Origin of the sequence: Mesorhizobium sp. LNHC229A00 (assembly GCF_000502415.1) — a bacterium.
Lineage (GTDB): Bacteria > Pseudomonadota > Alphaproteobacteria > Rhizobiales > Rhizobiaceae > Mesorhizobium.
Genome location: NZ_AYWQ01000002.1, coordinates 727,057 through 753,590 on the forward strand (window position 1 = coordinate 727,057; position 26,534 = coordinate 753,590).

General features: G+C 63.6%; 28 protein-coding genes, 1 tRNA gene and 1 pseudogene. 20 read left to right on the plus strand and 10 right to left on the minus strand.

Features of this window, described 5'->3' with window-relative positions; genetic code table 11:
* Nucleotides 1-99: 99 nt before the first annotated feature.
* The 3 genes from X742_RS163050 to argJ are packed head-to-tail and all read right to left on the minus strand — an operon-like array spanning nt 100 to nt 2,554.
* Nucleotides 100-522 carry a (deoxy)nucleoside triphosphate pyrophosphohydrolase gene (locus tag X742_RS163050; protein WP_023770742.1) on the minus strand — a complete coding sequence of 141 codons (423 nt, stop codon included), beginning with the start codon at nt 520-522 and terminating at the stop codon, nt 100-102.
* 8 nt (nt 523-530) lie between these two features.
* On the minus strand, nt 531-1,283 hold the full coding sequence (locus tag X742_RS163045; protein ID WP_031241090.1) for a GNAT family N-acetyltransferase: 753 nt from the start codon (nt 1,281-1,283) through the stop codon (nt 531-533).
* Nucleotides 1,284-1,312: 29 nt separating this feature from the next.
* On the minus strand, nt 1,313-2,554 hold the full coding sequence (gene argJ / locus X742_RS163040) for a bifunctional glutamate N-acetyltransferase/amino-acid acetyltransferase ArgJ (protein ID WP_023770744.1): 1,242 nt from the start codon (nt 2,552-2,554) through the stop codon (nt 1,313-1,315).
* Between the two features lie 113 nt (nt 2,555-2,667).
* Between argJ and X742_RS1000000176450 the strand changes: the two genes are divergently transcribed.
* The 4 genes from X742_RS1000000176450 (at nt 2,668) to X742_RS163035 (ending at nt 4,652) form a co-directional block, all read left to right on the plus strand.
* A complete protein-coding gene (locus tag X742_RS1000000176450; protein WP_280800179.1) occupies nt 2,668-3,195 on the plus strand; it encodes a caspase family protein in 528 nt (175 codons plus the stop codon).
* The gene (locus X742_RS1000000176455) at nt 3,123-3,377 is read left to right on the plus strand and encodes a caspase family protein (RefSeq protein ID WP_280790483.1); all 255 of its coding nucleotides are present in this window, start codon (nt 3,123-3,125) and stop codon (nt 3,375-3,377) included. Before X742_RS1000000176450 ends, X742_RS1000000176455 begins: the two co-directional genes overlap by 73 nt.
* Nucleotides 3,374-3,946, plus strand: coding sequence for a hypothetical protein (locus X742_RS1000000175485; RefSeq protein ID WP_245275492.1), 573 nt, complete (start codon nt 3,374-3,376; stop codon nt 3,944-3,946). Before X742_RS1000000176455 ends, X742_RS1000000175485 begins: the two co-directional genes overlap by 4 nt.
* 106 nt (nt 3,947-4,052) lie before the next feature.
* Nucleotides 4,053-4,652 carry a TetR/AcrR family transcriptional regulator gene (locus X742_RS163035; RefSeq protein ID WP_023770745.1) on the plus strand — a complete coding sequence of 200 codons (600 nt, stop codon included), beginning with the start codon at nt 4,053-4,055 and terminating at the stop codon, nt 4,650-4,652.
* Between the two features lie 61 nt (nt 4,653-4,713).
* Here X742_RS163035 and X742_RS163030 read toward each other — a convergent pair whose 3' ends face one another.
* Nucleotides 4,714-5,640, minus strand: coding sequence for a peptidylprolyl isomerase (locus X742_RS163030; RefSeq protein WP_023770746.1), 927 nt, complete (start codon nt 5,638-5,640; stop codon nt 4,714-4,716).
* Nucleotides 5,641-5,901: 261 nt separating this feature from the next.
* On the opposite strand from X742_RS163030, the gene secA reads away from it, so the two are divergent.
* Nucleotides 5,902-8,634 carry a preprotein translocase subunit SecA gene (gene secA / locus X742_RS163025; RefSeq protein WP_023770747.1) on the plus strand — a complete coding sequence of 911 codons (2,733 nt, stop codon included), beginning with the start codon at nt 5,902-5,904 and terminating at the stop codon, nt 8,632-8,634.
* A gap of 53 nt (nt 8,635-8,687) precedes the next feature.
* Here secA and X742_RS163020 read toward each other — a convergent pair whose 3' ends face one another.
* Nucleotides 8,688-11,324 carry an AAA family ATPase gene (locus tag X742_RS163020; protein WP_245275493.1) on the minus strand — a complete coding sequence of 879 codons (2,637 nt, stop codon included), beginning with the start codon at nt 11,322-11,324 and terminating at the stop codon, nt 8,688-8,690.
* Between the two features lie 162 nt (nt 11,325-11,486).
* Between X742_RS163020 and X742_RS163015 the strand changes: the two genes are divergently transcribed.
* The 5 genes from X742_RS163015 to X742_RS162995 all read left to right on the plus strand — a co-directional run bounded on the left by X742_RS163015 (nt 11,487) and on the right by X742_RS162995 (nt 15,807).
* On the plus strand, nt 11,487-11,759 hold the full coding sequence (locus X742_RS163015; protein WP_023770749.1) for a DUF4242 domain-containing protein: 273 nt from the start codon (nt 11,487-11,489) through the stop codon (nt 11,757-11,759).
* Between the two features lie 429 nt (nt 11,760-12,188).
* Complete coding sequence (locus tag X742_RS163010) at nt 12,189-12,686, plus strand: hypothetical protein (RefSeq protein ID WP_023770751.1); 498 nt, start codon at nt 12,189-12,191, stop codon at nt 12,684-12,686.
* A gap of 62 nt (nt 12,687-12,748) precedes the next feature.
* Nucleotides 12,749-12,955: a DUF1127 domain-containing protein gene (locus tag X742_RS163005; RefSeq protein ID WP_023770752.1), complete on the plus strand. Its 207-nt coding sequence runs from the start codon at nt 12,749-12,751 to the stop codon at nt 12,953-12,955.
* Nucleotides 12,956-13,126: 171 nt separating this feature from the next.
* Nucleotides 13,127-14,527 carry a lipopolysaccharide biosynthesis protein gene (locus X742_RS163000; RefSeq protein WP_023770753.1) on the plus strand — a complete coding sequence of 467 codons (1,401 nt, stop codon included), beginning with the start codon at nt 13,127-13,129 and terminating at the stop codon, nt 14,525-14,527.
* Entirely contained in the window at nt 14,527-15,807 is a 1,281-nt protein-coding gene (locus X742_RS162995; protein WP_023770754.1) for a GNAT family N-acetyltransferase, read from the plus strand. Before X742_RS163000 ends, X742_RS162995 begins: the two co-directional genes overlap by 1 nt.
* Before the next feature lie 204 nt (nt 15,808-16,011).
* Here the strand turns inward: X742_RS162995 and X742_RS162990 are convergent, their stop codons facing one another.
* On the minus strand, nt 16,012-16,554 hold the full coding sequence (locus X742_RS162990; protein WP_023770755.1) for a phosphatase PAP2 family protein: 543 nt from the start codon (nt 16,552-16,554) through the stop codon (nt 16,012-16,014).
* Between the two features lie 36 nt (nt 16,555-16,590).
* On the opposite strand from X742_RS162990, the gene X742_RS162985 reads away from it, so the two are divergent.
* Nucleotides 16,591-17,073, plus strand: a complete 483-nt coding sequence (locus X742_RS162985; protein WP_031241093.1) for a DUF2127 domain-containing protein — start codon at nt 16,591-16,593, stop codon at nt 17,071-17,073.
* Nucleotides 17,074-17,175: 102 nt separating this feature from the next.
* On the opposite strand, the gene X742_RS162980 is transcribed toward X742_RS162985, so the two are convergent.
* Nucleotides 17,176-17,260: transfer RNA gene (locus X742_RS162980), tRNA-Leu, on the minus strand.
* Nucleotides 17,261-17,439: 179 nt separating this feature from the next.
* Between X742_RS162980 and X742_RS162975 the strand changes: the two genes are divergently transcribed.
* A complete protein-coding gene (locus X742_RS162975; RefSeq protein ID WP_023770757.1) occupies nt 17,440-18,033 on the plus strand; it encodes a YqaA family protein in 594 nt (197 codons plus the stop codon).
* A gap of 85 nt (nt 18,034-18,118) precedes the next feature.
* Complete coding sequence (locus X742_RS162970; RefSeq protein WP_023770758.1) at nt 18,119-18,637, plus strand: disulfide bond formation protein B; 519 nt, start codon at nt 18,119-18,121, stop codon at nt 18,635-18,637.
* A 160-nt stretch (nt 18,638-18,797) separates the two neighbouring features.
* Here X742_RS162970 and X742_RS162965 read toward each other — a convergent pair whose 3' ends face one another.
* Nucleotides 18,798-19,355 carry an HNH endonuclease gene (locus tag X742_RS162965; protein WP_006328497.1) on the minus strand — a complete coding sequence of 186 codons (558 nt, stop codon included), beginning with the start codon at nt 19,353-19,355 and terminating at the stop codon, nt 18,798-18,800.
* A 128-nt stretch (nt 19,356-19,483) separates the two neighbouring features.
* A complete protein-coding gene (locus X742_RS162960) occupies nt 19,484-20,125 on the minus strand; it encodes a DNA-3-methyladenine glycosylase (RefSeq protein WP_023770759.1) in 642 nt (213 codons plus the stop codon).
* A gap of 75 nt (nt 20,126-20,200) precedes the next feature.
* On the opposite strand from X742_RS162960, the gene gluQRS reads away from it, so the two are divergent.
* Both gluQRS and X742_RS162950 read left to right on the plus strand, forming a co-directional pair.
* Nucleotides 20,201-21,076, plus strand: a complete 876-nt coding sequence (gene gluQRS / locus X742_RS162955) for a tRNA glutamyl-Q(34) synthetase GluQRS (protein WP_023770760.1) — start codon at nt 20,201-20,203, stop codon at nt 21,074-21,076.
* 149 nt (nt 21,077-21,225) lie between these two features.
* Nucleotides 21,226-22,128, plus strand: coding sequence for a DMT family transporter (locus tag X742_RS162950; RefSeq protein WP_023770761.1), 903 nt, complete (start codon nt 21,226-21,228; stop codon nt 22,126-22,128).
* Here the strand turns inward: X742_RS162950 and X742_RS01000000169725 are convergent.
* Nucleotides 22,098-22,959, minus strand: a pseudogene (locus X742_RS01000000169725) (YihY/virulence factor BrkB family protein). The gene X742_RS162950 and the pseudogene X742_RS01000000169725 sit on opposite strands and share 31 nt — an antisense overlap.
* 58 nt (nt 22,960-23,017) lie before the next feature.
* Here X742_RS01000000169725 and X742_RS162945 point away from each other — a divergent pair.
* The 5 genes from X742_RS162945 to X742_RS162925 all read left to right on the plus strand — a co-directional run bounded on the left by X742_RS162945 (nt 23,018) and on the right by X742_RS162925 (nt 26,515).
* Nucleotides 23,018-23,884, plus strand: coding sequence for an SDR family oxidoreductase (locus X742_RS162945; protein WP_084569480.1), 867 nt, complete (start codon nt 23,018-23,020; stop codon nt 23,882-23,884).
* Nucleotides 23,885-23,910: 26 nt separating this feature from the next.
* The gene (locus X742_RS162940; protein ID WP_023770763.1) at nt 23,911-24,102 is read left to right on the plus strand and encodes a twin transmembrane helix small protein; all 192 of its coding nucleotides are present in this window, start codon (nt 23,911-23,913) and stop codon (nt 24,100-24,102) included.
* An 18-nt stretch (nt 24,103-24,120) separates the two neighbouring features.
* Nucleotides 24,121-24,702, plus strand: a complete 582-nt coding sequence (locus X742_RS162935; protein ID WP_023770764.1) for a cob(I)yrinic acid a,c-diamide adenosyltransferase — start codon at nt 24,121-24,123, stop codon at nt 24,700-24,702.
* 32 nt (nt 24,703-24,734) lie between these two features.
* Nucleotides 24,735-25,532: a rhomboid family intramembrane serine protease gene (locus X742_RS162930; protein WP_023770765.1), complete on the plus strand. Its 798-nt coding sequence runs from the start codon at nt 24,735-24,737 to the stop codon at nt 25,530-25,532.
* A gap of 233 nt (nt 25,533-25,765) precedes the next feature.
* Nucleotides 25,766-26,515 carry an electron transfer flavoprotein subunit beta/FixA family protein gene (locus X742_RS162925; RefSeq protein ID WP_023770766.1) on the plus strand — a complete coding sequence of 250 codons (750 nt, stop codon included), beginning with the start codon at nt 25,766-25,768 and terminating at the stop codon, nt 26,513-26,515.
* The last annotated feature ends 19 nt before the right edge of the window (nt 26,516-26,534 follow it).

Sequence of the window (26,534 nt, forward strand, 5' to 3'; positions counted from 1 at the left end):
GACGGCTGCCGCACGAAAACGGCCATGCGTCAACTTTTTCATGATGAGATAAATCTTCCATTAACGCTGGCTGATATGGACGGTGGTCCAATCGGATCCTCAAAGGAGATCGATCAGGAAGGGGATCAATGGCGTATCGGCCGGCGGCATCGGATAATCGCGCATCTGTTTGGGCCGCACCCATTTCAGCGCCTGCCCTTCCCTCGGCTGGGCGATGCCGCGGAAGCGGCGGCAGACAAAAAGCGGCATCAGCAAGTGGAAGTCGTCATAGGAATGGCTGGCGAAGGTCAGCGGCGCCAGGCATGGGATATCGGTCTCGATACCGATCTCCTCGTGCAGTTCACGGACAAGGCATTGTTCCGGCGTCTCGCCGGCCTCGACCTTGCCGCCGGGAAACTCCCACAGGCCGGCGAGTTGCTTGCCTTGCGGCCGCTGCGCCAGCAGCACGCGGCCATCGGCATCGACCAGCGCGCAAGCGGCGACCAGAAGCAGGCGCTTGCCGGCGATCGTCACATCATTCATGCCCGATTTCACCCATGACCAGGCGGCCGGCGGTAGTGATAGCGATAGACTTCCTCGAAGCCGAGCGCGCGGTAGAGCGCCAGCGCCGGCGCGTTGCCGGCCTCGACCTGCAGCCAGGCTTCCCGTGCGCCGCGCAGCCTCGCCCATTTCAGTGCTGACAGGATCAGGTTGCGGCCGTGGCCCTTGTTGCGCGCCGCCTTGTCGGTAGCGACCTCGAACAGGCCGGCGAGATCGCCGTCATGCACACAGATCAGCGTCGCCAGCGGCTCCGTCCCATCCTCGAGCGCGAACAGCCCGGCTTCAGGCTGGATGGCTCCGATGATCTCCGACAGGCCCGGCCGCAGCGACACGTCCGAGCCGCTGACCTTGAGCAATGCGCCGATGAAGCGGCTGATGTCCTTGAGCGGGATCTGGTCCATGGCGGCGTCGAGTTGCGCATCGGCCAGCGGCAGCCGCATGACCAGCGATTCGTCGAACCGGCTCCACCCCTCCTTGTCGAGATGGCTGGCAAGATCGGGACCCGACAATGGCGACATGCGGAACGTCAGCGGCCGGCCGTACGCGTCGAAACGGCGGCTCGCGCGACCGATGCGGTCGGCGATGTGCTGGATGTCGCCGGGATCGAGCGGATTGACCGAGTTCAGCCGCTTGGCCGGATGACCGGCGGTCAGGCGCACCACCCAGGTGCCGTCATAGTGGACGGCGGCCGCGGGCCAGGCGCGAAAGCCGGCCGCCTCGTAGCGGCGCACGGTCGCGAGCATGCTTGCGGGATGACGCGAAACCAAGGCGATCAGCTCCGGTAGTCGCCATTGATGGCGACATATTCCTTGGTGAGATCGCAGGTCCACACCGTCGCCTTGCCGCGGCCGATGCCGATATCGGCGCGGATGCGGATGTCGTCGCGCTTCATATAGGCCGAGGTCTTTTCTTCCGAATAGCTGGGGTCGCGCTCACCCTCATGCGCCAGCCTGTTGTCGCCGAACCAGATCGACAGCCGGTCGCGATCCGCGGGCTCGCCGGCCTTGCCGACGGCCATGACGACGCGGCCCCAATTGGCGTCCTCGCCGGCGACCGCCGTCTTGACCAGCGGCGAATTGGCGATCGACAGCGCGATGCGTTTGGCCGAGCGGGCCGACTTGGCCCCGGTGACGGTGACCTCGACCTGCTTGCGGGCGCCCTCGCCGTCGCGAACCACCTGCAACGCCAGCGACTTCAGCACCTTGCCGAGCGCCCGGCGGAACTGACCAAGGCGGGCATCCCTGGGATCGGTGATCTCGGGCGCGCCGCGCTTTGCCGCCTTGCCGGTGGCAAACAACAGCAGCGTGTCGCTGGTCGAGGTATCGCTGTCGACGGTTACAGCATTGAACGTCTTGGCCGTGCCGCGCGACAACAGGTCCTGCAGGACAGGAGCCGCGATCGGCGCGTCGGTGGCGATGAAGGACAGCATCGTCGCCATGTCGGGCGCGATCATGCCGGCGCCCTTGGAAATGCCATTGATGGTCACATCGGCGTCGCCGAGCTTGACCGTCGCCGTCGCCACTTTCGGATATGTATCCGTGGTCATGATGGCCTTCGCCGCCTCTGTCCACAGGTCCGGTTTGCCGTCGCTGACCAGCCCGGCGAGCAGATGGCTGAACTTGGTCGTGTCGAGCGGTTCGCCGATGACGCCAGTCGATGCCAGGAAAACCTCGCCTGCCGTGCAGCCCGCGGCCTTCGCCGCCGCTTCGCCCGTCAGCGCGGTGGACTCGCGGCCCTTCTGCCCGGTGAAGGCGTTGGCGTTGCCGGAATTGACGACCAGCACCCGCGCCTTGCCGGAGCCAAGGTTCTGGCGGCAGAAATCAACCGGCGCCGAGGGACATTTCGACTTGGTGAACACGCCGGCGACCGCTGTGCCGGCATCGAACACCATGGCCAGCAGGTCGGTGCGGCCCTTGTACTTTATCCCCGCTTCGGCGGTGGCGATGCGGACCCCTTCGATGGCGGGCATTTTTGGATATTTCTTCGGCGCAAGCGGGGAAATCGTCGTGGACATGCAGACCTCGGGCGGGAAAATCGCAAGGGGAAGGCCGGTTTGCCCGATACGGCGCGCCGGTGCAAGCGCGTTTTCATCGCGCCCGCGGAGGCCAAACCCGTTGAGGATTAAGCTTGCATTTCAAATCTGTTGGCGTCGCCGGGGTGCGTGGCGCTATGATCTTCCTCATGGGCAGGCTTGCAATCCTCGCTTGGGCGTTTCTGGGACTTTTGCTGCTGGGCCCCGATGCCGGGCCGGGGCGGCGGGTGGCGCTCGTCATCGGCAACGGTACTTATGCCGAGGCCGGCACGCTGGCCAATCCGGTCAACGACGCCCTCGACATCGCCGACAATCTGCGTACCATCGGCTTCGAAGTCATTGAAGGCAACGATCTTGGCAAGCGCGAGGTTGAACGCAGCATCGGCGAGTTCTCCGATGCGCTCGAAGGCGCCGGCGTCGGGCTTTTCTACTATGCCGGCCATGGCCTGCAGGTCGAAGGCCGCAACTATATCGTGCCGGTCGACGCCAGGCTGGACGTGCCGGTAAGCTGCAGCTCGAAGCGGTGCCGATCGACGAAGTCCTCGACATCATGGAACAGCAGGCCAAGGTCAGCCTGGTGTTCCTCGACGCCTGCCGCAACAACCCGTTTGCCCGCAGCTTGAGCCGCACCGCCACCACCCGCTCGGCAACGGCGCTGGCGGGACCGGCGCAGTTCGATTCGACACGCGGCTCCTTCATTGCCTTCGCGACGGCGCCGGGCGCGGTCGCCATGGACGGATCGGGGCGCAACTCACCCTTCGCCCAGGCCCTGCTGCGCCACATCCCGAGCCCGGACAAAGCATGAACGACATGATGATAACGGTGCGCCGCGACGTGGTCTCCCAAACCCGCGAGGCCCAGCGCCCATGGGAGCAGGGATCGCTGCTCGAACGCTTCGAGTTCGTACCGGGCGCGGGACCGGTAACGGCACCGGAACCGGCGGCCGCGCCGGCGCTTTCGACGCAGGTGGCGACGCTCGAGCGTTCGGTCGGCGACGACAAAAGCGCGATCGAGAAATTCCTGCGCGACGATTACCTGTCGCCGGAGGTCAAGGACATGCGCGCCGCCGTCAAACGGCTTTATGGCCCATCGGCCACCGTCTTCGGCACGCCCTACGATGCCGAGACGCTTGTGAGAGTGAAGAGCGACTGGTTCGTGCAATGGGCCTCTTGGTCGCTTGGCCTGGAACCCGGCAGCCTGGAGGTTACCCCGCACGGCGAGAGCAGCGCTCAAGCGGTCTTTGCCATGAGCTACGACTACACGCCAAAGGACAAGTCGGCGGCGCGCGTAGCCGGCAAGGCGCGGCTGACGCTGGAATTGGTCAAGACCGAGAAGGGATCACGCATCGTGTCGGAGACGTCGCGGGCGATGTGACGACCACCGTCGGATGACGGCGCCGGCACCTCGCCAAAAAACGGGTCGTTTCGTTTCATCGCGGGATCGCTTATCATTGCCGCGAATTGAAACGGGGACGACAGGCATGGCCGAGGAGGCGGATACGGCGCGCAGATCGATCGGTGCGCGGCGCAATCCCGACAGTGCGGACGCCATTCTGGAGGCTGCCGAGGCAGTGCTGGTCGAAGGCGGCTATGCCGGCTTCTCGATCGAGGCCGTGGCGCGCCGCGCGCGCGCCGGCAAGCCGACCATCTATCGCTGGTGGCCAAGCAAGGCGGCATTGCTGCTCGAAGTCTATCAGCGCCAGAAGCGCGTCGACATTCCAGACAGCGGAAGCTTGGAAGAAGACCTCGTCGGCTTCCTGAAAAACCTGTTCGCGCATTGGCGCGACACGCCTTCGGGCAGCGTGTACAGGTCGCTGATTGCCGAGGCGCAATCGGATGAGACCGCCGGCGCGGCGCTCGCCGGCTATGCCACCGGGCGCCGGACTCACAACAGCCAGATCGTGGACCGCGCCAAGGCAAGGGGTGAGATTGCCGACGATATCGATTCAGAGGTGGTGGCCGATCTGATCGGGTCCTTCGCCTGGAAACATCTTTTGACCAACCGCCTCGATGTGGACGAAACCACGATACGAACCGCTGTTGGCTATGTCACGCGAGGCATCGTCACGCCCAAGCCCTAAAGAACGGCAAAAAAATAGGCGCGGCGAGCAATCACTCGCCGCGCCTTCGCGATTGCGTGTCCTACTTGGCGCTTTCCAGCGTGTCGACGGCCTTCTTCAGATTGGCGTCGGGGATCTCGACCTTGGCGCCGCCGCGCAGCGACTTGACCAGCGCGAAATACTTGTCGCGGATGACGGCCTGCTTGGCCTGATCCTTGACGTCGTCGAAGGCCGGCGGCTGCTTGGCGCGCTTGTCCTCGAGCTTGATGACATGCCAGCCGAACTGCGTCTGCACCGGCTCCTTGGTGTATTTGCCGACCTCGAGCGCGGAGGCCGCCTTGTCGAACTCCGGCACCATCTGGCCAGGTCCGAACCAGCCGAGATCGCCGCCATTGGACTTGCCCGAGGGATCGCTGGTGTGCTCGTTGGCGAGCTTCTGGAAATCGCCGCCGCTGTCGAGCTGCTTGATGATCGCCTCGGCCTCTTCCTTCGTCTTCACGAGGATGTGACGGGCATGCACCTCGTTGACCGGCGGCGTGTTGGCGATTTCCTGGTCGTAGCGGGCGCGAACCTCGGCGTCGGTGACCTTGTCGACCACACCCTTCTCGACCATCTCGCCATGCAGCGCGCGCTGCTGCAGGAAAGCCATGCGGCGCTGGAAGTCAGGATCCTTATCGAGACCGTCGGTGACCGCCTTGGCTGCCATGACGCGGATTTCGATGGCCGCCGAAAGTGCCGCGGCGCGGCGCTGCTCGGGCGGCAACTGCGCGAACTGCTGCGATAGCTCGCCTTCGGCAAGCACCAGATCGGCCTCGGTCAAAGGCTGGCCGTTGACGGTGGCGATCACGGTATTCGGGTCGACGGGCGCCGCGGCCGGGGCGGCCGCGTCCGCCGGGGCGGCCGGAGCGGGAGCGGTCTCCTGCGCGGTGACAGGCGACAGGCAAAGAGCCGACAGGCCGAGGGCCAGGCCAAGGCTGGCAAACGACGCACGGCTGAACAACAAGGACATAAGGATGACTCCGGTGAGGGATTGTAGGGAGGGTGGCTTCCAGATCAGCCAGATTGTGGCGGAATTTGGCGCGACCGGCAGGGCCAGCGCGGCGTTGACATCAGTTGAGCCCCCTCTTATCTGTCCATCGACTTGGCGTCCAGAACCGTTTTCCGGGCGCTTTTTGTGTTTGCCCGTATTCAGGCGGTGCGTTCACGTGGATGTGATGGGGCCGGCCGGCGCCTGTCTCAAGTTTGAGAATTCTATCGAAAGGACCATTGGATGGTCAGTCTCGGCGGTCTCGCCCGTAAGGTTTTCGGTTCCTCCAACGACCGTCGGGTCAAATCGACCCGCCCCCGTGTCGAGGCGATCAACGCCATGGAAAACGAGATGCGGGCGCTCTCCGATGCCGAGCTTGCCGGCCGCACGGAAAAATTTCGCCAGGATATCGCCAACGGCGCCAGCCTCGACGATCTGCTGGTCCCGGCCTTCGCAACCGCCCGCGAGGCCGCGCGCCGCGTGCTTGGCATGCGCCCCTTCGACGTCCAGCTGATCGGCGGCATGGTGCTGCACAATGGCGGCATCGCCGAGATGCGCACCGGCGAGGGCAAGACCCTGGTCGCGACGCTGCCGGTCTATCTCAACGCGCTCGCCGGCAACGGCGTCCATGTCGTGACCGTCAACGACTATCTCGCCACCCGCGACTCCGAATGGATGGGCCGCGTCTATAAATTCCTCGGCCTCTCGGTCGGCGTTATCGTCCACGGCCTATCGGACGAGGAGCGTCGCGTCGCCTACGCCTCCGACGTCACCTACGCCACCAACAACGAACTCGGCTTCGATTATCTGCGTGACAACATGAAGTACGAGCGCGTCCAGATGGTGCAGCGCGGTCACAATTACGCGATCGTCGACGAGGTCGATTCCATTCTGGTCGACGAAGCGCGCACGCCGCTGATCATTTCCGGTCCGCTCGAGGACCGTTCGGAAATGTACAACACCATCGACACCTTCATCATCCAGCTGCAGCCGCAGGATTATGAGATCGACGAGAAGCAGAAGACCTCGATCTTTACCGAGGAAGGCACCGAGAAGCTGGAGAACATGCTGCGCGATGCCGACCTCCTCAAGGGCGAGTCGCTCTACGACGTAGAGAACGTCGCCATCGTCCACCACGTCAACAACGCGCTGAAGGCGCACCGGCTGTTCCAGCGCGACAAGGACTACATCGTGCGCAACGGCGAGATCGTCATCATCGACGAGTTCACCGGCCGCATGATGCCCGGCCGCCGCTATTCGGAAGGCCTGCACCAGGCGCTGGAAGCCAAGGAGCACGTGGCGATCCAGCCGGAGAACCAGACGCTCGCTTCCGTCACCTTCCAGAACTACTTCCGCCTCTACAAGAAGCTTTCCGGCATGACCGGCACGGCGCTGACCGAAGCCGAGGAATTCGGCAACATCTACGGTCTCGAAGTCACCGAGATCCCGACCAACCTGCCGGTCATCCGCAAGGACGAGGACGACGAGGTCTACCGGACGGTCGAGGAGAAGTACAAGGCGATCGTCAGGGAGATCCGCGAAGCCAGCGCCAAGGGTCAACCGACACTGGTCGGCACGACCTCGATCGAAAAGTCCGAGCAGTTGGCCGAGCGCCTGCGCAAGGAAGGCTTCACGGATTTCGAGGTTCTGAACGCCCGCCATCACGAGCGGGAAGCGGCAATCGTGGCCCAGGCAGGCAAGCCCGGCGCCATCACCATCGCCACCAACATGGCCGGCCGCGGTACCGACATCAAGCTCGGCGGCAATGCCGAGATGCGCATCGCCGACGAACTGGGCGACATGCCCGAAGGCCCCGAACGCGAGGCGCGCGAAAAGGAAATCAATGCCGACATCGAGCGCCTGAAGGAAAAGGCGCTGGCCGCCGGCGGCCTATACGTGCTTGCCACCGAGCGCCATGAATCGCGCCGCATCGACAATCAGCTCAGAGGCCGCTCTGGCCGCCAGGGCGACCCCGGCCGCTCGAAATTCTTCCTGTCGCTGCAGGACGATCTGATGCGCATCTTCGGCTCCGAGCGCATGGACGGCATGCTGCAGAAGCTCGGCCTCAAGGAAGACGAGGCCATCATCCATCCATGGATCAACAAGGCGCTGGAAAAGGCGCAGAAGAAGGTCGAGGCGCGCAACTTCGACATCCGCAAGAACCTGTTGAAATATGACGACGTCTCCAACGACCAGCGCAAGGTGGTGTTCGAGCAGCGCATCGAGCTGATGGACGGCGAGGGCCTTTCGGAGACCATCGGCGAGATGCGCGCGGGCGTCATCGACGAGATCGTCGCCAAGGCCATTCCCGAAAACGCCTACGCCGAACAGTGGGATGTCGCCGGCCTGAAGGCCGAGGTCGCCGAATTCCTCAATCTCGACCTGCCGATCGAGGACTGGGTGAAGGAAGAAGGCATCGCCGAGGACGACATCCGCGAGCGCATCTCTCAAGCCGCCGACGCCGCCGCACAAGAACGCGCCGACCGTTTCGGTCCCGAGGTGATGAACTATGTCGAGCGCTCCGTGGTGCTGCAGACGCTCGACCATCTGTGGCGCGAGCATATCGTCAATCTCGACCATCTGCGTTCGGTCGTCGGCTTCCGCGGCTACGCCCAGCGCGATCCGCTGCAGGAATACAAGAGCGAGGCGTTCGAGCTGTTCCAGGCGATGCTCGGCAATCTGCGCCAGGCCGTCACCGCGCAGCTGATGCGCGTCGAACTGGTCCGCCAGGCCGCCGAAGCGCCGCCGCCGGAAGCGCCCGACATGTTCGGCACGCATATTGACGGCACCACCGGCGAGAATGATTTCGAAGATGGCGAAACGGCCCTTCTGGTACGCCAGGAAAGCACCGCCATCGTCGCTCCCGAGGATCGCGACCCAAACAACCCCGAGACCTGGGGCAAGGTCGGCCGCAACGAAGCCTGCCCCTGCGGCTCCGGCAAGAAATACAAGCACTGCCACGGGACCTTCGCGTAAAGACCGCGAGATCGGTGTTCCCGGACTTCTGATCCGGGGAGGCTTCCATATTGTCAGATCAGCCCGGAATCGCGCGCGGCGGCGGTCGCCTCGCCGCGCGAAACGGCGTCCAGCTTGCCCAGCACCGCTGAGACATGATGATCGACGGTCTTCGGTGAGATGGTTAGGTGCTCGGCGATTCTCTTGTTGGAGAAACCGCGCTCGATCAGGTGCAGAACCTCCATTTGGCGGAGCGTCAGGCCAGCGTGATTGGCGCGTGTGCTCTGCCGCGGTCCCCTGGCGATGTTATGGACGCCATTCTGCCGCATGACGGCGCGGACGTGCTGCGCCACCGGCCGGGCACCGAGCCCCTCGAATATGTCCAGGGCCAGGCGCAGCGCCGGCTCGTCGCCGTACAACAGGGCGAGCGCCCGTTCGAACGGAGCGCCCAGCCGGGCCCACAGCATCGCGGCACCACGCCAGTCGCCGGTGAGCAGCAGGCGGTAGGGCTCCGCCATGCCGGTCGTATCGCCAGGATTGCTGTCAGGTGACAAGAGCAGCCGCCAGACGGCCAACTCGGCGAACATCGCCCTCGTCGGCGACAGGCTTTCGGCCAGATCGATCAGGCGAAGTGCCTCTTCGGAGTCGCCTTGCCCTAGCCATGCCAGTTCGGCCATCGATGCCGTGTAGGGCACCAGCCGCTGCAGCTCCATTCCCTTGTCTAGGAACCGCTTCATTTCGTCCAGCACGGGCGCGGCCGGATCGCCTCGTCTTATGCGCAATTTCGCCAGCGCGACCAAGGATGGGTAACGCACCAGGGCCGTGGTCGCACTATCGTCGATGATGTCGTGAGCCATCGCGGCCGCATCGTCCCAAAGGCCGCGTCGCAAAAGCAATTGCGCCTGCACGCCCCGCATATAGTCCCGCCAGGTCGCGAGGTCATTCTCGACGCAATAGGCAATGCCCCGGTCGAGAAAGGATTGCGCCCGGACAAGGTCGAGCTGGTTCATTTCGGCGCAGGCACAATTGGTGAAGCCGCGTGCGGCGTGCTCCTGGAAGTTCTGCCCGAGCGCGATGTCAAGACTGCGGGCGAGGTGCAGCCGGCCCTTGGCCAGGTCTAGCCACTGTTCGGCGGAGCCAAGATTGTTCAGCGCATGACAGACTATCTCCGGCTTGTTCAACCGTTCGGCCAAACCGACTGCCTTGCAGCCGAGCAGCAGGGTCTCGTCGAGCTTCTCGGCCAGCATCGCCAGCTGCGAGAGATTGGAATAGGCCATGGCAAGCTCCGGACTGGCCGGCGCCTGTTCCAGCAATTCCACCGCCTGTGCCCCGAACAGGTCCGCCTGTTCTCGGTCACCCACCAGATAGGCGAAGCGCGACAGGCATCTGAGGCTGTCGCCCTCCCTGAGCGTGTCCCCCAACGCCTGCTGCAACCGCCGCGCCTGGCCCTGCGCCTCGATGGCCGTATCGATGCGGCCGATCAGATGGCATTCAAAGGCATAGCCCTCGTAAAGCCTCGCCCTGTCGCCCATGGGCAGGCTGTCGGCGTGCCGTAGGGCGACTTCGTAATAGCCGGCCGCATCGCGATGCGCGCCGACCCGGGAAGCCTCGCCCGCCGCGAGCGGGGCAAGCTCGCGTACGGCTTCCAAATTCTGGGCCTCCACCGCATGGTGCACAAGTCTTGCGGTAGCCACCTCGACGTTTTCCTGCAGTGCGGAAAGCGCGCGCTGGTTGAATTCGCGCCGATGGCTCGGCGTCAGCGCCATCTCGACGGCGCGACGGGCGATCTCGTGGCGGAAGGCATAGCCATCGCCGAGATCGTCGAGCAGGCCGTTCGATACACATTCCGCCAGCTGGCCCGCGCTGGCGACACCACAGAGGCCGCGCAGCGCCCAGACATCGGCGCGGCGCGGAAACACCGACACCGCGTCGAGCATCGAGCGCCCGCCCGGCGACAGGCGCTCGGCACGCGCCAGCACAGCGTCGCGGACGCTGGCCGGCGGGATCATCTCGCTTTCGGCAGCCAGCAACTCGGTGACGAAGAAGGCGTTGCCCGCGGTGGCGCGGTAGATTGCGCTGCCGTCGCGGATGGCTGCTTTGGCGAGCGACAACACCGCCGCTTCGGTGAGCAGCGGCACTTCGATACGCTGGACGCTGGCGGCCGGAATTTCACCGAGCACCCGACGCGCGCGCATCTGCCCTTCGCTGCGGTCGGTGCGTGCCGTGAACAGCACCAGCATATGGGTGTTGGCGATGCGTCGGCCCAGGAAACGGACGAAATCCAGGGTCGCGTCGTCGGCCCAGTGCATATCCTCGATGACCAGCAGGCCCGGACGAGACTTCGCCTCGAAAACCTCGAGAGCGTCAGAAAACAAGGGCAGCCGCTGGCCTTGCCGGTCATCGATCGCCCGGGGCAGTGCCCACTGCGCGTCCCGGGCCAAATCATAGAGGGGTCCCAGCGGATCGGGAATCGACAGATCCTCGCAGGCGCTGCGGAATATGGAAACGTGCTGCCCAACACCGCTTACGAACGCCTCCACGAGTGCCGTCTTGCCGGCGCCGGCCTCACCCAGCAATGCCGCCACGCGGCCGCGACCGAGCGCCGCCGCCGCGAGCAGTTCCTCCAAATGTTCAAGTTGCGCCTGCCGCTCCAGAAGCATCGTTACTGGCCCATGAGTATCGTCGTCAAACCCATCCCCCAAGATACCCACGCTCCGGTATCCGCAGTGTGGCTCCAAGATCAAACGTCGAAAACATAGGGAATCGTCCCGCGAAATATGGGGAAAGGCTCCGATGCGCGCTTTCGAAGGCCATGGTTCTTCTCCGACCGCGCTCACTTCGAGCGTGAATCAATCGTAAAAGGAAGCCATTCCATGCCTCGCTATCTGATCGAACGGACATTCCCCGACGGACTCAACCTTCCGATGAACGACATCGGCGCAACGGCGCTTGGCGGTATCATCATGCGCAATGCCGAGAAGGGGGTCACCTGGGTGCAGTCCTTCGTCTCGCCCGACAAGAGCAAGAGTTTCTGCATCTACGACGCCCCCTCGCCGGAAGCCATCCGCAGCACGGCGCAGAAGAATTCTCTGCCGGTGGACAAGATCACCGAGGTGAGGGTCCTGGACCCCTACTTTTATCGCTGATCCGATGGACCAAGGTTGGAGCGATGAGCGTGAAATTGTCCTGGGCAATGATAGCAGTCGGTTTTCCCTGTCGTTCCTTCCCGAAACGGCGGCCGCCGTCGTGGCGTTCGACCCCGCACCCCACCGGCGCGGTCTCGCATCGCGGATTGTCTCCGCGCTGCTATCGCCATTGCGAGGCCGGCGCAGGTGCCTGCCTCCGCAAGACGATTATTTGAGACGGGACATCGGTCAGCCGGAGCACGAGATGCGGCGGGACTACTGGGAATACTGGTGGTGGCACCAATGAGACCGCGGTCCGGTTAAACGGGATGGACGAGATCGAACCCCTCCCGCACTGCCAGTCCCATGCCGCGGGCTTCTGCAACCAGGCCTGGCCTTGATGGCCGGCCTGGGCGCCTGCCGGATCATCAACAATCAATGGAGAACAAAATGAACGTCAATTTCTGGCGCCTTGCCGCACTGTTCATCACGTCGATCGCCTCCACCGCCGCATCGGCGGGGAAGAGCAATCCGCTTGCCGACGAGGTGCGGGCGGCCAACAGCCGCTTCGCCAACGTCGCGGCGGCCACCGCCGAGGGCTATGCGCCGATACCTTGCGCCAGTGGCATCACTGGCGGCGCCATGGGCATTCATTACGTCAATGGCGCCTATCTGAAGGACGATGCGATCGACGTCGCCAAGCCGGAGGCCGTGATGTACGAGCCGATGTCCGATGGCACGCTGAAGCTGGTGGCTGTCGAATACATCACCGCGAAGGGTCCGGCCTCGCTTGAAGGCCAGTTGTTCAACTTCAACAGCGCTCCCAACCGCTATGGCCTCGGCCCTTTCTACGAACTTCATGTCTGGGCCTGGAAGCAAAACCCGACCGGCGCCTTCGCCGACATGAACCCGAACGTCTCGTGTGACGCCATGAAAAAGGCCGACTGACGGCACCCGGCCTGCCGGTCCAGGTCCCGGCAGGCCTTTCGCGCGCACCGCGAGGAGAGATCATGCCCGAAATCGATGTCGTCCTGGCGAGGCCGCGCACCCAAACTTCGCGCCTGATGGCCGTTGCCGCTTGGCTTGTGCACGGGCGGCACCTACGGCATGGCCGGCGTCGCCTTGAGACCATGCCCGATTTCATGCTGAAGGACATCGGTATCAGCCGTTGCGCGATCGACCATGTCGCAACGCGCGGAGAGACGGGCCGCCGGTAGACTCGACTGATTAAAAAACGGCGCCGCGCCTGTCTCGCCTTTGCGGCACCTTCACCCGTTCGTCATCGCTCGACTTTCGGCCATTACGCACGCCCTCCCCACCCACGCTTTCTTAAGGTGTTTTCGCTACACCAAAGCCTGAAAAGAGGCGGAAAACGGAGAGAAATCGGGGTGCGCTTTTCCGCGGCCACGACTGCCGGGCGGTTCTTGCCGCAGCGTTTGGCGCTGCGCATGGAGCCTTTGCTTGGCCGCCTCGACGCCGTGCTGTTCACCGCCGACGAGCGCGGCGAAGCCGGCCGGATGTCGGTCATCGCCTTCTCCATCCGCATCGTCAGTGCCGTCATCGCCTTTATCAGCCAGGTGCTGATGGCGCGCTGGATGGGTTCGTTCGAATACGGCATCTTCGTGCTGGTCTGGGTGACAATGGTCATTGTCGGCAACCTCGCCTGCCTCGGCTTCCACACATCGGTCATCCGCTTCATCCCCGAATACCGCGAGCGCGGCCTGATGGACGAATTGCGCGGCATCGTCGTTGCGAGCCGCCTGTTCGTGCTGATCGCCTCGACGGTCATCGCCGGGCTCGGCGCCCTCGGCGTCTGGCTGGCCGCGCCCTGGATCGAAAACTACTACGTGATACCGTTCATCCTCGGTGTCATCTGCCTGCCGATGATCGCGCTGTCGGATTTGCTGCAAGGGTTGGCGCGCGCCAATTCATGGGCGTTGTTCGCGCTGTCGCCGACCTACCTGATCCGGCCGGTGCTGATCCTGCTGTTCATGGCGCTGATGCTTTGGGCGGGCTACGCCCCCGACGCGCGGACGGCGATCTTCGCCTCGATCGCCGCTACCTACGCCACCACGCTGACCCAGCTCATCGGGGTCACCCAGCGCATGGAAAGGCAAATTCCGGCCGGCCCGATGAAAGTGCATTTCGCGCAATGGTTCGTCGTCTCACTGCCGATCTTCCTGGTTGAGAGCTTCTTCTTCCTGCTCACCAACGCCGATGTGCTGATGGTCGGCGCCTATATGGATCCCAATGATGTCGCCGTCTATTTCGCCACGGTCAAGACGCTGGCGCTGGTGCATTTCGTCTATTTCGCGGTCAAGGCCGGCGTTGCCCAACGCTACGCGCAGTTCACCCATGGCGAGCCGCAAAAGCTTGCCGCCTTCGCCCGCGAGACGGTATCGTGGACCTTCTGGCCCTCGCTGCTGATGGCGTTCCTGGTGCTGGCGCTGGGCGAACCGATGCTGGTGCTGTTCGGCCCCGAATTCACGTCGGGCTATCCGCTTCTGTTCCTGCTCGTGTTCGGGGTCGTGGCGCGCGCAGCCGTTGGCCCCTGCGAAAGCCTGCTCACCATGAGCGGCAACCAGAATGTCTGCGCCGCAGTCTATGCCATGACATTGGCCTTCAATATCGGACTCAACGTGGTGCTGATCCCGCATTTCGGCCTGTGGGGCGCGGCCATGGCCACCGCCTTTGCCATGATCTTCGAGGCCGGCGCGCTGTCCTTCACGGTCTGGCGCAAGCTCGGCATCGTCATGGCGATCTTCGCGCCAGCCAAAGGAGCCGCCTGATGGCCGCCATCCCTCTGCTCGAGGAAACCAGCGGCGGTCCCGCCGGCGCCATGGTGTCCGGCCTTGCCGGGCTGGCGCGCGACGCCGATCCCGCCCATATCGAGATCCTCGCCAACAACCGGCCCGAGCGCAAACTCGCCATCTACCCGGCGTCGGCCGGCTTCGACCTTGTCGAGGAACTGGACTATCTCTGCGCCCGCACGATCGAGCCGAACGTCTTCTTCAACCCGCGTTTCCTGGCGCCGGCCATGCCCCGGCTGGAAGACCGCGAAGTGCGCCTTGCCGTGATCCGGGACGGCGATGAATACCGCAACCGACTGCGGCTGCTGGTGCCGATCTCGGTGGAACGGCCGGTGGTGCCGCTCGGCGTACCGGTCATGCGCACCTGGTCGAGCCCGTTCGGCCCGCTCGGCACGCCGCTGATCGACCGCGACGACCCGGTCGGCGTGGTCGAGGATTTCTTCTCGATGCTGTCGCGCCCGCATTTGAAAATGCCGAAAGTCCTGATCCTGCCCGACATCAGGCTCGACGGTCCGGTGGCGAGCCTGATCGCCACCGTGGCCGAAACCCGTGGCCTGACACTGGTCACCACGGGCCAGACTTCACGCCCCGTGCTGGAGAGCGAACTCGACGGCGACGACTATCTCAAGGCTTCGCTGCGCGCGCACCATTATCGCGAATTCCGCCGCCTGAAGCGGCGCCTTGGCGATCTCGGCAAGCTCGAACACGCCGTGGCACGCGGCCCCGAGGAAATCCGCCACGCCATCGAGCACTTCCTGACGCTGGAGGCGTCCGGCTGGAAAGGCCGCGAGCGCACCGCCATGGCGATCGACCGCTTCCGCGCCGCCTTCGCCCGCGAGGCGGTGCACCGGCTCGCCGAACAGGACATGTGCCGCATCCATTCGCTGACGCTCGACGGCCGTACCGTCGCTTGCCTGATCGTCTTCGTCGAGGCCGGCGTCGCCTACACTTGGAAAACGGCCTATGACGAGACGCTGGCTGCCTATTCGCCCGGCACGCTGCTGATGATCGAGGTCACAAGACAGCATCTCGACGATCCCAACATCATGATGACCGACTCCTGCGCCGTGCCTGACCACCCGGTGATGAGCCGGCTGTGGAGCGAGCGCAAACCGGTAGGCACGCTGGTTATCGGGTTGACCAGGGATGCCGACCGCCTCGCCCGCCAGGCCGCCTCGCAGCTGCATCTCTATCGCGAGACCCGAAATATGGCGCGCCTGCTGCGCAACCGGATGAAGAGTTTGCTCAAGAGGCGGTAAGAAGGCCCCGCTTCTTTTGAAGGGCTCGTTCCGTGCCCGGGTTCCAGCCGGCGCCCGCCGGCATGAACGTCTCTCCGGGAGCCCCGGATAGGCCGCCTCACCGGGCGATACCCTCCTCACCCGAAACACCGGCGGCGAGCCCCTGGGATCCATGCCGGTTCCATGGAAGCCGTGGTCATTGTGCACTTGTTTGCTCAATCCTTCTTAGAGGATTTTTGTCACGAGATTGTCCAGCCGGGAGTTCTCACGATAGATCAGTCGCGCCACAACAGCGCCCAGGGCGCCAGTGATCGCGCCGCCGATGACATCGGTCAGGTAATGGGTCCCAATGTAGATCCTCGACCAGCAAATCAGGAATGCCACCACCAAGAGCCCAATCGTCCGGCGCGGCAGCCTCTGCATCGCAAAAGCGGCAACGATGGCAATGGTGGCTGTTGCATGGTCGGAAGGGAAGGACCAGTCGGCGCTTGGCGCAATCAGGAGATGCGTCACGCCGGCATCGTAGGGCCGCATCCGATGCACGAACAGAAGGATGAACTGGTTGATTGCGAGGCCGAGCAGGAACGACAGACCTGCAGCAAGGGCCGCGTGACGAACATGGTAGCGGTCAGTTTTGGCCCACCACTGCAGCACTATGGCCAGCACCATCAGCGGAACGCCGAATTGTGAGACGCCGATCATTGCTCTATCAAGGATAGGGCTGAGGCCGGCCTCGGCATTTACCCAATGGGTGAGGGCTGCATCCATTTGTCGTCCGTTTCGTCAGTTGGATGAGGTGGGACTTTGAAGGCCGTCGATGAGAGTCGCATTCACCAGGTCTTCGAGATCGGCGTCTGGCTCAAGGGAGCGCATGCCTTCATTGAGTGCGTTGGTGGGGTGTTGCTCTATCTCGTCACCACCGCCACCATTGCGTCTTGGGTCAATGCCCTTACCCAGGACGAGTTGACCGAAGATCCGAAGGATTTCATAGCTGGCTATCTGTCGCAGGTGGCAAGCCATTTCTCGGTCGCCAGCAAGGAGTTCTATGCCTTCTATCTCCTCAGTCACGGCCTGATAAAGCTCTTCCTGGTTATCGGACTTCTCAGGGGCAAACTATGGTCGTACCCGGCGTCTCTCCTGGCCTTGGGAGCATTCATGATCTACCAGGTCTACCGTTACTCCTACACCCATTCGGCCGGGCTGCTCGTGCTGACCGTCTTCGATGCGGTCGTCATGGTGCTGATCTGGCACGAATGGAAGATCATACGGCAGCACGGACCCGTGTGAGGCGATCATCGCCCACGCCGCTGTTTCAATCCAGTGGAGCGCCAGCGACTGAATTGTTCAACCCAGTGGAGTCAGCGATTTGTCGACTTCCCACCTGTGTTGTGGTGCCCCTAGCCGGGATCGAACCAGCACTCCTTGCGGAACTCGATTTTGAGTCGAGCGCGTCTACCAATTCCGCCATAGGGGCTCAGGCCGGGCGGCCTGGATGGGCGCGGACTATACGGTCGGAGGCCTGTTCGTCAACAGGCCAATTTGCAAACCAGCCTCTGCCGCGACCAGACGGCACCTTTCCAATTTGTAAGACCGCGGCCATTGTGCAGCGCGAAAAACCTTTCTAGACAGACGGGCCGTTCCATAGGAGAGCCGATGCTTCGCGGACTGTATGACTGGACCCTGTCGCTGGCGGCTCGCAAATCCGCCGAATGGTGGCTGGCCTTCATCGCTTTCGTCGAGAGCTCGGTCTTTCTGGTGCCGGCCGACGTGCTCTATCTGCCGATGGCGTTGTCACGGCCGGATCGCGCCTATCGCTATGCCTTGATCGCCACCGTCGCCTCGGTGCTGGGCGGCATTGCCGGCTGGTTCATCGGCCACTATGCGTATGACGCGGTGGCGCGGCCCATCCTCGAATTCTACGGCAAATATGACGAATTCGAGCAGTTGCGGTCCTCGGCGGGCGTCAGCATCGAGTTCATCGCCCTGATGCTGGTCACCTCGGGTGCCGCGCATCTGCCGCCTATCAAGGTGGTGACGATCCTGTCCGGTGCCCTGGGCGTCAACCTGGCGCTGTTCATCGTGCTGGCCATCATCGCGCGCGGCGGCCGCTTTCTGCTGTTGGCGTGGCTTTTGCGCCGCTATGGCGAGCCAATCCGCGAATTCATCGAAAAGCGCCTGGGCCTGATCGTCGGCGCTGCCGCGGTCGCCCTGATTTTGCTCTATATCCTGATCAAATACGCTCTCTAAGGTTTGATGCTTAAAACCGGGCAACGGTTTCGGCAGCGCGGCGAGCAGACTTCGCAGACGGCGAACGCAACGGACGAAAGACGCCATGACAGCGACCATGAATTCCGATACCGGCCGCCAGCGGACGCGCGCGGCCCTGTTTCTCGCCGTCGCGATGGCCGCGACCGTTGGCTCGGCGCTCGGCTTCCAGCACATTGGCGGCTACATCCCCTGCCACCTCTGCCTGGAACAGCGCACACCCTACTACATTGGCGTGCCCTTGATGGTGCTGGCGGCGATCGCATCGATGCTGCGGGCACCGGCATGGCTGACGCGCGGCCTGTTGGCCGTTGGCGGCCTCTTGATGCTGTACGGGCTCTATCTCGGCGTCTATCACTCCGGCGTCGAATGGCAGTGGTGGGCTGGCCCGACCGACTGCACGGCGGGCGCCGGCCCTGTCGACACCGGTGGCAAGGGCGTGCTCGACGCGCTCGACAAATTCGTGCCGCCCTCCTGCGACAAGGCCGCCTTGCGCATTCTCGGCCTGTCGCTGGCCGGTTGGAACGCCATCGCCAGCCTTATTCTGGCCGCCGTCGCCTTCCGTGGCGCGCTGGCTCGCGATTAATGTAGCGAACGCGCCGACTCGAGATCCTTCAAAGAATTCGGCAGGCTGAGTCAAATGAAGTGATTTTCGAGAACCGGAGCGGAGCGGCCATGAAGTCCGTGAGCCCCGGAGGCGCAGAAAATCGCTTCGGGCGGCCAGCCTCCTGAATTCTGGAACGAACTCAGGGCTCCAGTTCGACATCCCAGTAGAGATAATCCATCCAGCTTTCATGCAGATGGTTGGGCGGGAACAGGCGGCCGTTATTGTGCAGATCATGCACCGTCGGCTGAAACGGCTTCTGCAGCGGCCACATCTTGGCGTGAGCCGGCATCATGCCGCCCTTCCTCAGATTGCAGGGCGAACAGGCGGCGACGACATTCTCCCATGTCGTGGCGCCGCCACGGTGACGCGGGATGACATGGTCGAAGGTCAGGTCCTCGGGGGTACCGCAATACTGGCACTGGAAACGGTCGCGCAGGAAGACGTTGAAGCGGGTGAAGGCTGGATGCCTGGATGGCTTCACATAGGCCTTCAGGCTGACCACGCTCGGCAGCTTCATCGAGAAGGTCGGCGAGGAGACCGCGTGCTCGTATTCGGCCACGATGTTCACCCTGTCGAGGAACACTGCCTTGATCGCGTCCTGCCAGGACCAGAGCGACAAGGGGTAATAGCTGAGCGGACGGTAATCCGCATTCAGCACCAGCGCTGGAAGCCCATCCGGAGATACGGCAACCGTCACCTTGTTGACCTCCTAGTTCTAGAACCGTTCGGCGTGGATACTGTAAGCCTGACATGACAGGGATGTGAAGCGGATTGTCGCTGGCGCGAAGCGCCAAAAACGCATGATTTTTATGCTTTCTTGCGGATTCAGGCCGGCGGTGCGGCGTCCCGGCCCTTGGTTTCGCGATAATAGGACCAAAAAAGCCGCGATGCGACACCTCGCCACGGGCTCCATGATTCGGCCAGAGCGATCAGTGTTTTCTCCGCTGGACGCGGGTCGATGCCGAGCGCATGGCCAACGGCGCTCTGCAGGGCGACGTCGCGCGCCGGGAAAATGTCGGGGTGTCCGGCGGCAAACAACAGATACACTTCCGCCGTCCAGGGACCGATACCAGGCACCGCCGTCATCCTGGCGATCGCCTCCACGGCATCGAGCGAACAGAGGTGATGCAGGTCGAGCCCATCGGCCACGGCCTGGGCAACCGCGATCAGGCCGCGCTGCTTGGGCCGCGACAGGCCGGCCTCGCGAAACATGTCCTCGCCCGCGGCAAGGATCGCCTGGGGCGTCAGCGGATCGACGAGTTTCGTCAGCCGGCCGAAGATCGCATCGGCGCTCGCCCGCGAAACCTGCTGCGAGACGATGATCGAGGCCAGGCTCCTGAAGCCCGGCTCCGAAAGCCTGAGCGGCACCTCGCCGGCCATGCCGCGCACTTTGTCCAGGCGCGGGTCGATGAGGCAAAGCGCGTCCAGCCCCCGCTCAACGTCGTCCATTGTCGCAATGCGCTGCATGGTATCCTTGTCCGAAGATGTGCAGCAAGGTAGCAACCGCCAAAACCACAGCACAACCCGATTGCCGCCTGAGACATGACGCTCCTGACATTCCGCTTCGCGCCCAGCCCCAACGGGGAACTGCATCTGGGCCACGCCTATTCGGCGCTGCTCAACCAGAAGCTCGCAAATAGCAGTGGCGGCCGCCTGCTGCTGCGCATCGAGGATATCGACACGACGCGCTGCACGCCGGAGTTCGAGGCGGGCATGATCGCCGATCTGAAATGGCTGGGCCTCGACTGGAAGGAGCCGGTGCGTCGGCAATCGGAGCATTTCGCCGAATACGAGACGGTGCTCAAGCGCCTGATCCGCCAAGAACTCGTCTATCCCGCCTTCATGAGCCGCGGCGAGATACGCGCCTTCATCGCCGACAGCGAAAAGCGCGGGCGCGACTGGCCGCGCGATCCCGACGGGGTGCCGCTCTATCCCCCGGCCGACAAGGCGCTTTCGATGAAGGAACGCAACCGGCGGATTGCCGAGAATGCGCCCTTCGCCTGGCGGCTCGACGTCGGCGCCGCCATGGCGCGTGCCGGCAAGGACCTGGCATGGGCCGAATTCAGCGATGAGACGCTAGCCACGACGCGCTTCGTCGAGGCACGTCCGCAGGATTGGGGCGACGTTATCGTGGCGCGCCGCGACATCCCGACCAGCTACCACCTCGCCGTCGTCATCGACGATGCCCTGCAAGGCGTCAGCCACGTCGTGCGCGGACAGGACCTGTTTTCCGCGACCGGGGTGCAGCGCCTGCTGCAGGAGATTCTGGGATTGCAGCCACCCGCCTATTTCCATCATAGACTGATCCTCGGGCCGGATGGGCGAAAGCTGTCGAAGAGCCTCAGGGATACGGGCCTTACCGCCTTGCGCGACGCAGGCGCTTCGCCGGAAGAAATCCGAAGGATGGTAGGGCTTTGACCAGCATTATGTCAGGAGAACGCTCTCCGGGCGCGCCACCCGTTCATCCCCCTTGACGCATGGATCAATCGTTTCGTTTTGCGCGCGGGGTTGAACAGGACTAGAGCATCGTCACGGTTAATTCTCACCAGCGCGGCGATCCCCGGAAAATGTCCAGCATCAAGCGGTTCATCCCCGCCACCTTCGTTGTCCTGTGGGCGACCGGCTTCATCGGCGCGCGTTACGCCATGCCATGGGCGGAGCCGTTCACCTTCCTCGCCGCGCGTTTCGTGCTCGCCGCCATCCTGCTGGCCGTGCTGATGCTGGTGCTGGGCTCGAAACGAGCCACCCGCGAGGAGGCGCTGCATGCCACCGGCGCCGGCGTGCTGATGCATGGCATTTATCTAGGCGCCGTCTTCTGGGCCATCCATCGAGGCATGCCGGCCGGTTTTTCGGCCCTGATCGTCGGCCTGCAGCCGCTGATCACCGCGGTGCTTGCCGGCAAGTTTCTGGGCGAGGCCATCCTGCCGCGCCACTGGCTTGGCCTCGCTATCGGGCTGGTCGGCATCGTCATCGTGCTGTGGCCGAAACTCGGGGCGCTCGGTGGCGGCGTGACGGCGGCGACGCTGGCTGCCTCGCTGGTCTCGGTGCTCGGCATGAGCGCCGGCACGATCTGGCAAAAGCGTTTTGCGTCCGGCGGCGACCTCGTCGCGGCCACCATGTGGCAATATGTCGGCGGCGCTTCGCTGATGATCCTGGCTTCGCTTGCCTTCGAAACGCAAGCTGTCATCATCAATGGCGAATTGGTCTTCGCCATGGCCTGGCTGCTGCTGGTGCTGTCGCTCGGCGCCATCTTTCTTCTGATGGTGATGATCCGTGACGGCGAGATGTCGAAAGTGGCCTCGTTGTTCTATCTGGTGCCGGCGGTCACGGCTGTCATCGCCTGGGCCTTGTTCAACGAGCAGCTCAATGCGCTGCAGATCGTCGGCATGGCCATCACCACTTTCGGCGTCGGCCTGGCAACCGCCCGAACAGGCAAACTTCAGCCGACCCGGGCACGCGCCTCTAGATAACGGCTGATCGCGGCGTTGAGCTCGCCGCCGAGGATGAAGATNGATGAAGATCGCCGACAGCATATAGAGGAAAACCACGGCGATCATGATCGAGGCGAGGCCGGCATAGGTCGTCACATAGGACGAGAAATGGTCGAGATAGGTGGCGAACATGGTCGAGCCGATAAGCCATGCGGCTAGTGTGAAGATGATGCCGGGTATCAGCGAGACGAAACGGCGCTTGCCGGCCGGCAGCCAGTAATGGACGGCAAACAGTCCGCCGATGATGACGGTTGAGGCGATGACGTACCGCCATAGCGTGATCGTGCCCGTATAGGGTTTGATCCATTCGAAATGGGCTTCCGCCAGCCGCGCCAGCAACGGCGCGAACACCAGCAGCACGCTTATCGCCAGGAACCCGGCGGTAGCGATCAGCACGAAGAAGATGCTTTGCACCCGGCGATAGATGATGCCGCGCGTTTCCGTGACCCGATAGGCGCGGTTGAGCGAGGTGCGCAGCGCCTCGATGCCGTTGGAGGCAAAGTAGGCGGCAAGCAGCACGCCATAAGTCAACAGATCGCTGCGCCTGACGGTCAGCACGTTCAGCACCTCGTGCGCGATCGGCTTGGCGATCTGGTCCGGCCAGGTGTCGAAAACCAGGTGCACGGCTGTGTCGGCAAAGGCCTGGGCGCCAAGGAAGCTGCCCAGCGTCGTGGCGAAGATCAGGAATGGAAACAGCGCCATCAGCGAGGTGATCGCCAGATGGCTGGCCATCGCCCAACCGTCATCGGTGTTGAAGTGGCCGAGCGCGTCGTAGAGCACGCGGCGCAGGGCGACAATATTCCGCAGCAAGGACGCGCGCTCCCCTCGATTGTCTCGACGCCGCGAATATGGGAAATGAATGCCGCAAATGGCAACCCTTCGTCAAACCCCGAATTCTCCTGCGGCAGAGTTGCGCACCATCATCGTCACCGGCGCGTCTTCCGGCATAGGCGCCTATTGCACCCGTGCATTGAAGGCTGAGGGCTGGCGGGTGTTCGCGACGGCGCGCAAGCCGGAGGACATCGCTGCCCTCGAAGCCGACGGCATCGAGGCTTTTTACCTCGACTATAGCGAACCGGACTCCATAGCCGCCCTGGTGACGGCGGTGCTCGATCGCACCGGCGGCAGGCTCGACGCGCTGTTCAACAACGGCGCCTATGCGCAGGCAGGCGCCGTCGAGGATTTGCCCGTTGCGGCGCTCAGGGAGCAGTTCGAGGCCAATTTCTTCGGCTGGCACGACCTGACCCGCCGCCTGGTTCCAGTGATGCGCCGCCAGGGCCACGGCCGCCTCGTCCACTGCTCGTCGATCCTGGGTCTCGTGCCCGTGCGCTTCCGCGGTGCCTATTCGGCCTCCAAGCATGCCTTGGAGGCCTTGATGCTCTGCCAGCGCCAGGAACTGGCCGGCAGCGGCATCCATGTCTCGCTGATCGAGCCGGGGCCGGTGAAAACGAAGATCGCCAGCAATGGCCTGCCGTGGTTCCTCAGGAACATCGACCATGAGAATTCCGTGCATCGCGCCGATTATGCCGCGCAGTTGGAGCGCATGCGTGCCGGCGGCAGCCAATCGGCGCGGAAGCCCGGGCCTGAAGTGGTCCACAAGGCGCTTCGCCATGCACTTCTGTCGCGGCGCCCACGCCCGCACTATGTGGTAACAATGTCGGCCAGGATCGGTGCCGTGCTCAAACGCATCCTGCCGGCCTCGATGCTCCACCGCCTGCTCGCCAAGCGCGCCTGAACAAGCAAAGAACTGGAAACGCAAAAATGGCCACTGCCTTCAATATCCTTGCCATTCTGGTCATGGCCGCCGTCGTGGTCGTGCTGATCAGGGGCCTCATCAACATGATGCGCGGCGGCTCCGGTGTGACCTCCAACAAGCTGATGCAGGCCCGTGTTCTGCTGCAGGGCGTGGCGCTGGCACTGATCCTGCTGGCCGTGTATTTCACCCGCAAGTGAGGCTTTTCGGGAGGCGATATGGTCAAGCTCAACAAGATCTACACCCGCACCGGCGATGATGGCACCACGGGCCTTGGCACTGGTGAGCGGCGGCTGAAATCCGATCTCAGGGTGGACGCCTACGGCACGGTCGACGAAGCCAATGCCTGCATCGGCATGGCTCGAGTGCATACCGCCCAGAGCTACCAGGCGATCGACGCCATGCTCTCGCGCATCCAGAACGATCTCTTCGACCTCGGCGCCGATCTCGCGGTGCCTGATGACGGCAAGCCGCTTGGCTACGAGCCGTTGCGCATCGTTGCCACGCAGACCGACCGTGTCGAGCACGACATCGACGTCCTCAACAAGAAGCTCCAGCCGCTGAAATCCTTCGTGCTGAACGGCGGCACGCCGGCAGCGGCGGCGCTTCATCTCGCCCGCACGGTGGCGCGGCGCGCCGAGCGGCTGATGGTCGCCCTGGCTCAGGATCCGGCCGAACACGTCAACCGCGAAGGGCTGAAATATATCAACCGCGTCTCGGATTTCCTGTTTGTCGCCGCCCGGGCGGTCAATGACAACGGAAATGCCGACGTGCTATGGGTTCCCGGCAAGAACCGCTGAACGGACCAGAGGCGGGAGGGGGCCGGCGACCGATGTTCATCCCGCTTTACGACACCAACAGGCTGCGCCACATCAGGCTGCAATATGTGACGATCGGGCTGATTGTCGCAAACGCCGTGGTCTATTGCGCCACGGCGCTCGGCGGCGAGAACTTCACCAATGCCGCCGTGCTTGGCCTCGGCTTCATCCCCTCCGTCGTTCACGACACGGCCGAACTCGACCCCCGCTTTGTCATCATCCCCGAGAGCCTGAGCTATCTCACCTATTCCTTCCTGCATGCCGATATTTTCCATCTCGGCGGCAACATGCTGTTCCTTTGGGTGTTCGGCGACAATGTCGAGGACGCGCTCGGTCACATCCGCTACCTGATCTTCTATCTGCTGTGCGCCATCGCCGGTGCCGCCTTCCAGGGGCTGGTCGCCTGGGATTCGCAGGCGCCGCTGATCGGCGCGTCGGGTGCTATCGCCGGCGTGGTCGTCGCCTACCTGATCCTCTATCCCAGGGTGAAGGTTTGGGTGCTTGCCTTCGCCCGCATTCCTTTGCGCATTCCAGCCTTTATCCCGCTCATCCTGTGGGTGCTGTTCCAGATCGTCATGTTCGCGGCCGGCGGCGAGGATCAGATATCCTGGGCCTGCCACATCGGCGGCATCATTGCCGGCGCGGTTCTGGTGCTGGTCCTGCGCAGCCGCGGCGTGCCGCTGTTTGCCCCTGCCGACGAGGATGCCGTGCTACCGACGGCTGAACAGCCGCCGGCGGTCGGCGAACCAGCGGCGCCCCAAACGGCCGCCACGGCGCGCTGGGGACGTGGAAACCCATCTGGCCCAAACTGAACCGATTTGAGCGGCTTTCAGCGTATTGACGGCAGGGGTTGCCACAATTACGGAAACGTCTCCACTGCGGCCCAAGGCGTTCAGGAGCAGCCCAGGGCGGGCAAAGACCAGAATTTCCACCCGACCAGAATTCCGTCTGGCCGGAATTCAGTCAGGAATGTCGGCTTTCGACAACTCATAAGGGGCGCAGGCTGCTATAGCGCGCCCAACTAGCGTGAAGAGGTGACAGGCAAATGAAGATCCTTGTGCCCGTGAAGCGGGTTGTGGACGCGAACGTCAAGGTGCGCGTGAAGGCTGATGGCTCGGCGGTGGAACTGGCCAACGTCAAGATGGCGATGAACCCGTTCGACGAGATCGCGGTCGAGGAAGCGATCCGGATCAAGGAAGCCGGCAAGGCCGAAGAGATCATCGTCGTTTCGATCGGCCCGCAGCAGGCGCAGGAAACCTTGCGCACCGCGCTCGCCATGGGCGCCGACCGTGCCATCCTGGTCAAGACCGACGAGCAGACCGAGCCGCTCGGCGTCGCCAAGGTGCTGAAGGGCGTGGTCGAGGCGGAACAGCCCGGCCTTGTCATTCTCGGCAAGCAGGCGATCGACGACGATTCCAACCAGACCGGCCAGATGCTGGCTGCCCTGCTTGGCTGGGCGCAGGGCACTTTCGCCTCCAAGCTCGTGCTCGAGGGCGATCATGCCAGGGTGACGCGCGAAGTCGACGGCGGCCTGCAGACGGTGGAGTTGAAGATGCCGGTGATCGTCACCGCCGACCTTCGCCTCAACCAGCCGCGTTATGCCTCGCTGCCCAACATCATGAAGGCCAAGAAGAAGCAGCTCGACGAGAAGAGCCCGGCCGATTACGGCGCCGACGTCAAGCCACGCCTCAAGGTCATCAAGACCGAGGAGCCGAGCGGCCGCAAGGCGGGTGTCAAGGTCAAGAGCGTCGCCGAACTCGTCGACAAGCTCAAGAACGAAGCCGGCGTGCTCTGAGATCGGAAGGAACAGACAA

Coding starts and splice junctions, on each gene's coding strand:
- X742_RS162960 (WP_023770759.1), bottom strand. CDS start 20,125: ATGCAGCGCATTGCGACAATGGACGACGTTGAGCGGGGGCTGGACGCG.
- X742_RS162995 (WP_023770754.1), top strand. CDS start 14,527: ATGGCCGCCATCCCTCTGCTCGAGGAAACCAGCGGCGGTCCCGCCGGC.
- X742_RS162935 (WP_023770764.1), top strand. CDS start 24,121: ATGGTCAAGCTCAACAAGATCTACACCCGCACCGGCGATGATGGCACC.
- X742_RS162930 (WP_023770765.1), top strand. CDS start 24,735: ATGTTCATCCCGCTTTACGACACCAACAGGCTGCGCCACATCAGGCTG.
- gluQRS (WP_023770760.1), top strand. CDS start 20,201: ATGACGCTCCTGACATTCCGCTTCGCGCCCAGCCCCAACGGGGAACTG.
- X742_RS1000000175485 (WP_245275492.1), top strand. CDS start 3,374: ATGAACGACATGATGATAACGGTGCGCCGCGACGTGGTCTCCCAAACC.
- X742_RS163030 (WP_023770746.1), bottom strand. CDS start 5,640: ATGTCCTTGTTGTTCAGCCGTGCGTCGTTTGCCAGCCTTGGCCTGGCC.
- X742_RS162970 (WP_023770758.1), top strand. CDS start 18,119: ATGACAGCGACCATGAATTCCGATACCGGCCGCCAGCGGACGCGCGCG.
- X742_RS163050 (WP_023770742.1), bottom strand. CDS start 522: ATGAATGATGTGACGATCGCCGGCAAGCGCCTGCTTCTGGTCGCCGCT.
- X742_RS162950 (WP_023770761.1), top strand. CDS start 21,226: ATGTCCAGCATCAAGCGGTTCATCCCCGCCACCTTCGTTGTCCTGTGG.
- X742_RS163005 (WP_023770752.1), top strand. CDS start 12,749: ATGCCCGAAATCGATGTCGTCCTGGCGAGGCCGCGCACCCAAACTTCG.
- X742_RS162975 (WP_023770757.1), top strand. CDS start 17,440: ATGCTTCGCGGACTGTATGACTGGACCCTGTCGCTGGCGGCTCGCAAA.
- X742_RS162940 (WP_023770763.1), top strand. CDS start 23,911: ATGGCCACTGCCTTCAATATCCTTGCCATTCTGGTCATGGCCGCCGTC.
- argJ (WP_023770744.1), bottom strand. CDS start 2,554: ATGTCCACGACGATTTCCCCGCTTGCGCCGAAGAAATATCCAAAAATG.
- X742_RS162990 (WP_023770755.1), bottom strand. CDS start 16,554: ATGGATGCAGCCCTCACCCATTGGGTAAATGCCGAGGCCGGCCTCAGC.
- X742_RS162925 (WP_023770766.1), top strand. CDS start 25,766: ATGAAGATCCTTGTGCCCGTGAAGCGGGTTGTGGACGCGAACGTCAAG.
- X742_RS163035 (WP_023770745.1), top strand. CDS start 4,053: ATGGCCGAGGAGGCGGATACGGCGCGCAGATCGATCGGTGCGCGGCGC.
- X742_RS163045 (WP_031241090.1), bottom strand. CDS start 1,283: ATGCTCGCGACCGTGCGCCGCTACGAGGCGGCCGGCTTTCGCGCCTGG.
- X742_RS162945 (WP_084569480.1), top strand. CDS start 23,018: ATGGCAACCCTTCGTCAAACCCCGAATTCTCCTGCGGCAGAGTTGCGC.
- X742_RS163010 (WP_023770751.1), top strand. CDS start 12,189: ATGAACGTCAATTTCTGGCGCCTTGCCGCACTGTTCATCACGTCGATC.
- X742_RS1000000176455 (WP_280790483.1), top strand. CDS start 3,123: ATGGAACAGCAGGCCAAGGTCAGCCTGGTGTTCCTCGACGCCTGCCGC.
- X742_RS163015 (WP_023770749.1), top strand. CDS start 11,487: ATGCCTCGCTATCTGATCGAACGGACATTCCCCGACGGACTCAACCTT.
- secA (WP_023770747.1), top strand. CDS start 5,902: ATGGTCAGTCTCGGCGGTCTCGCCCGTAAGGTTTTCGGTTCCTCCAAC.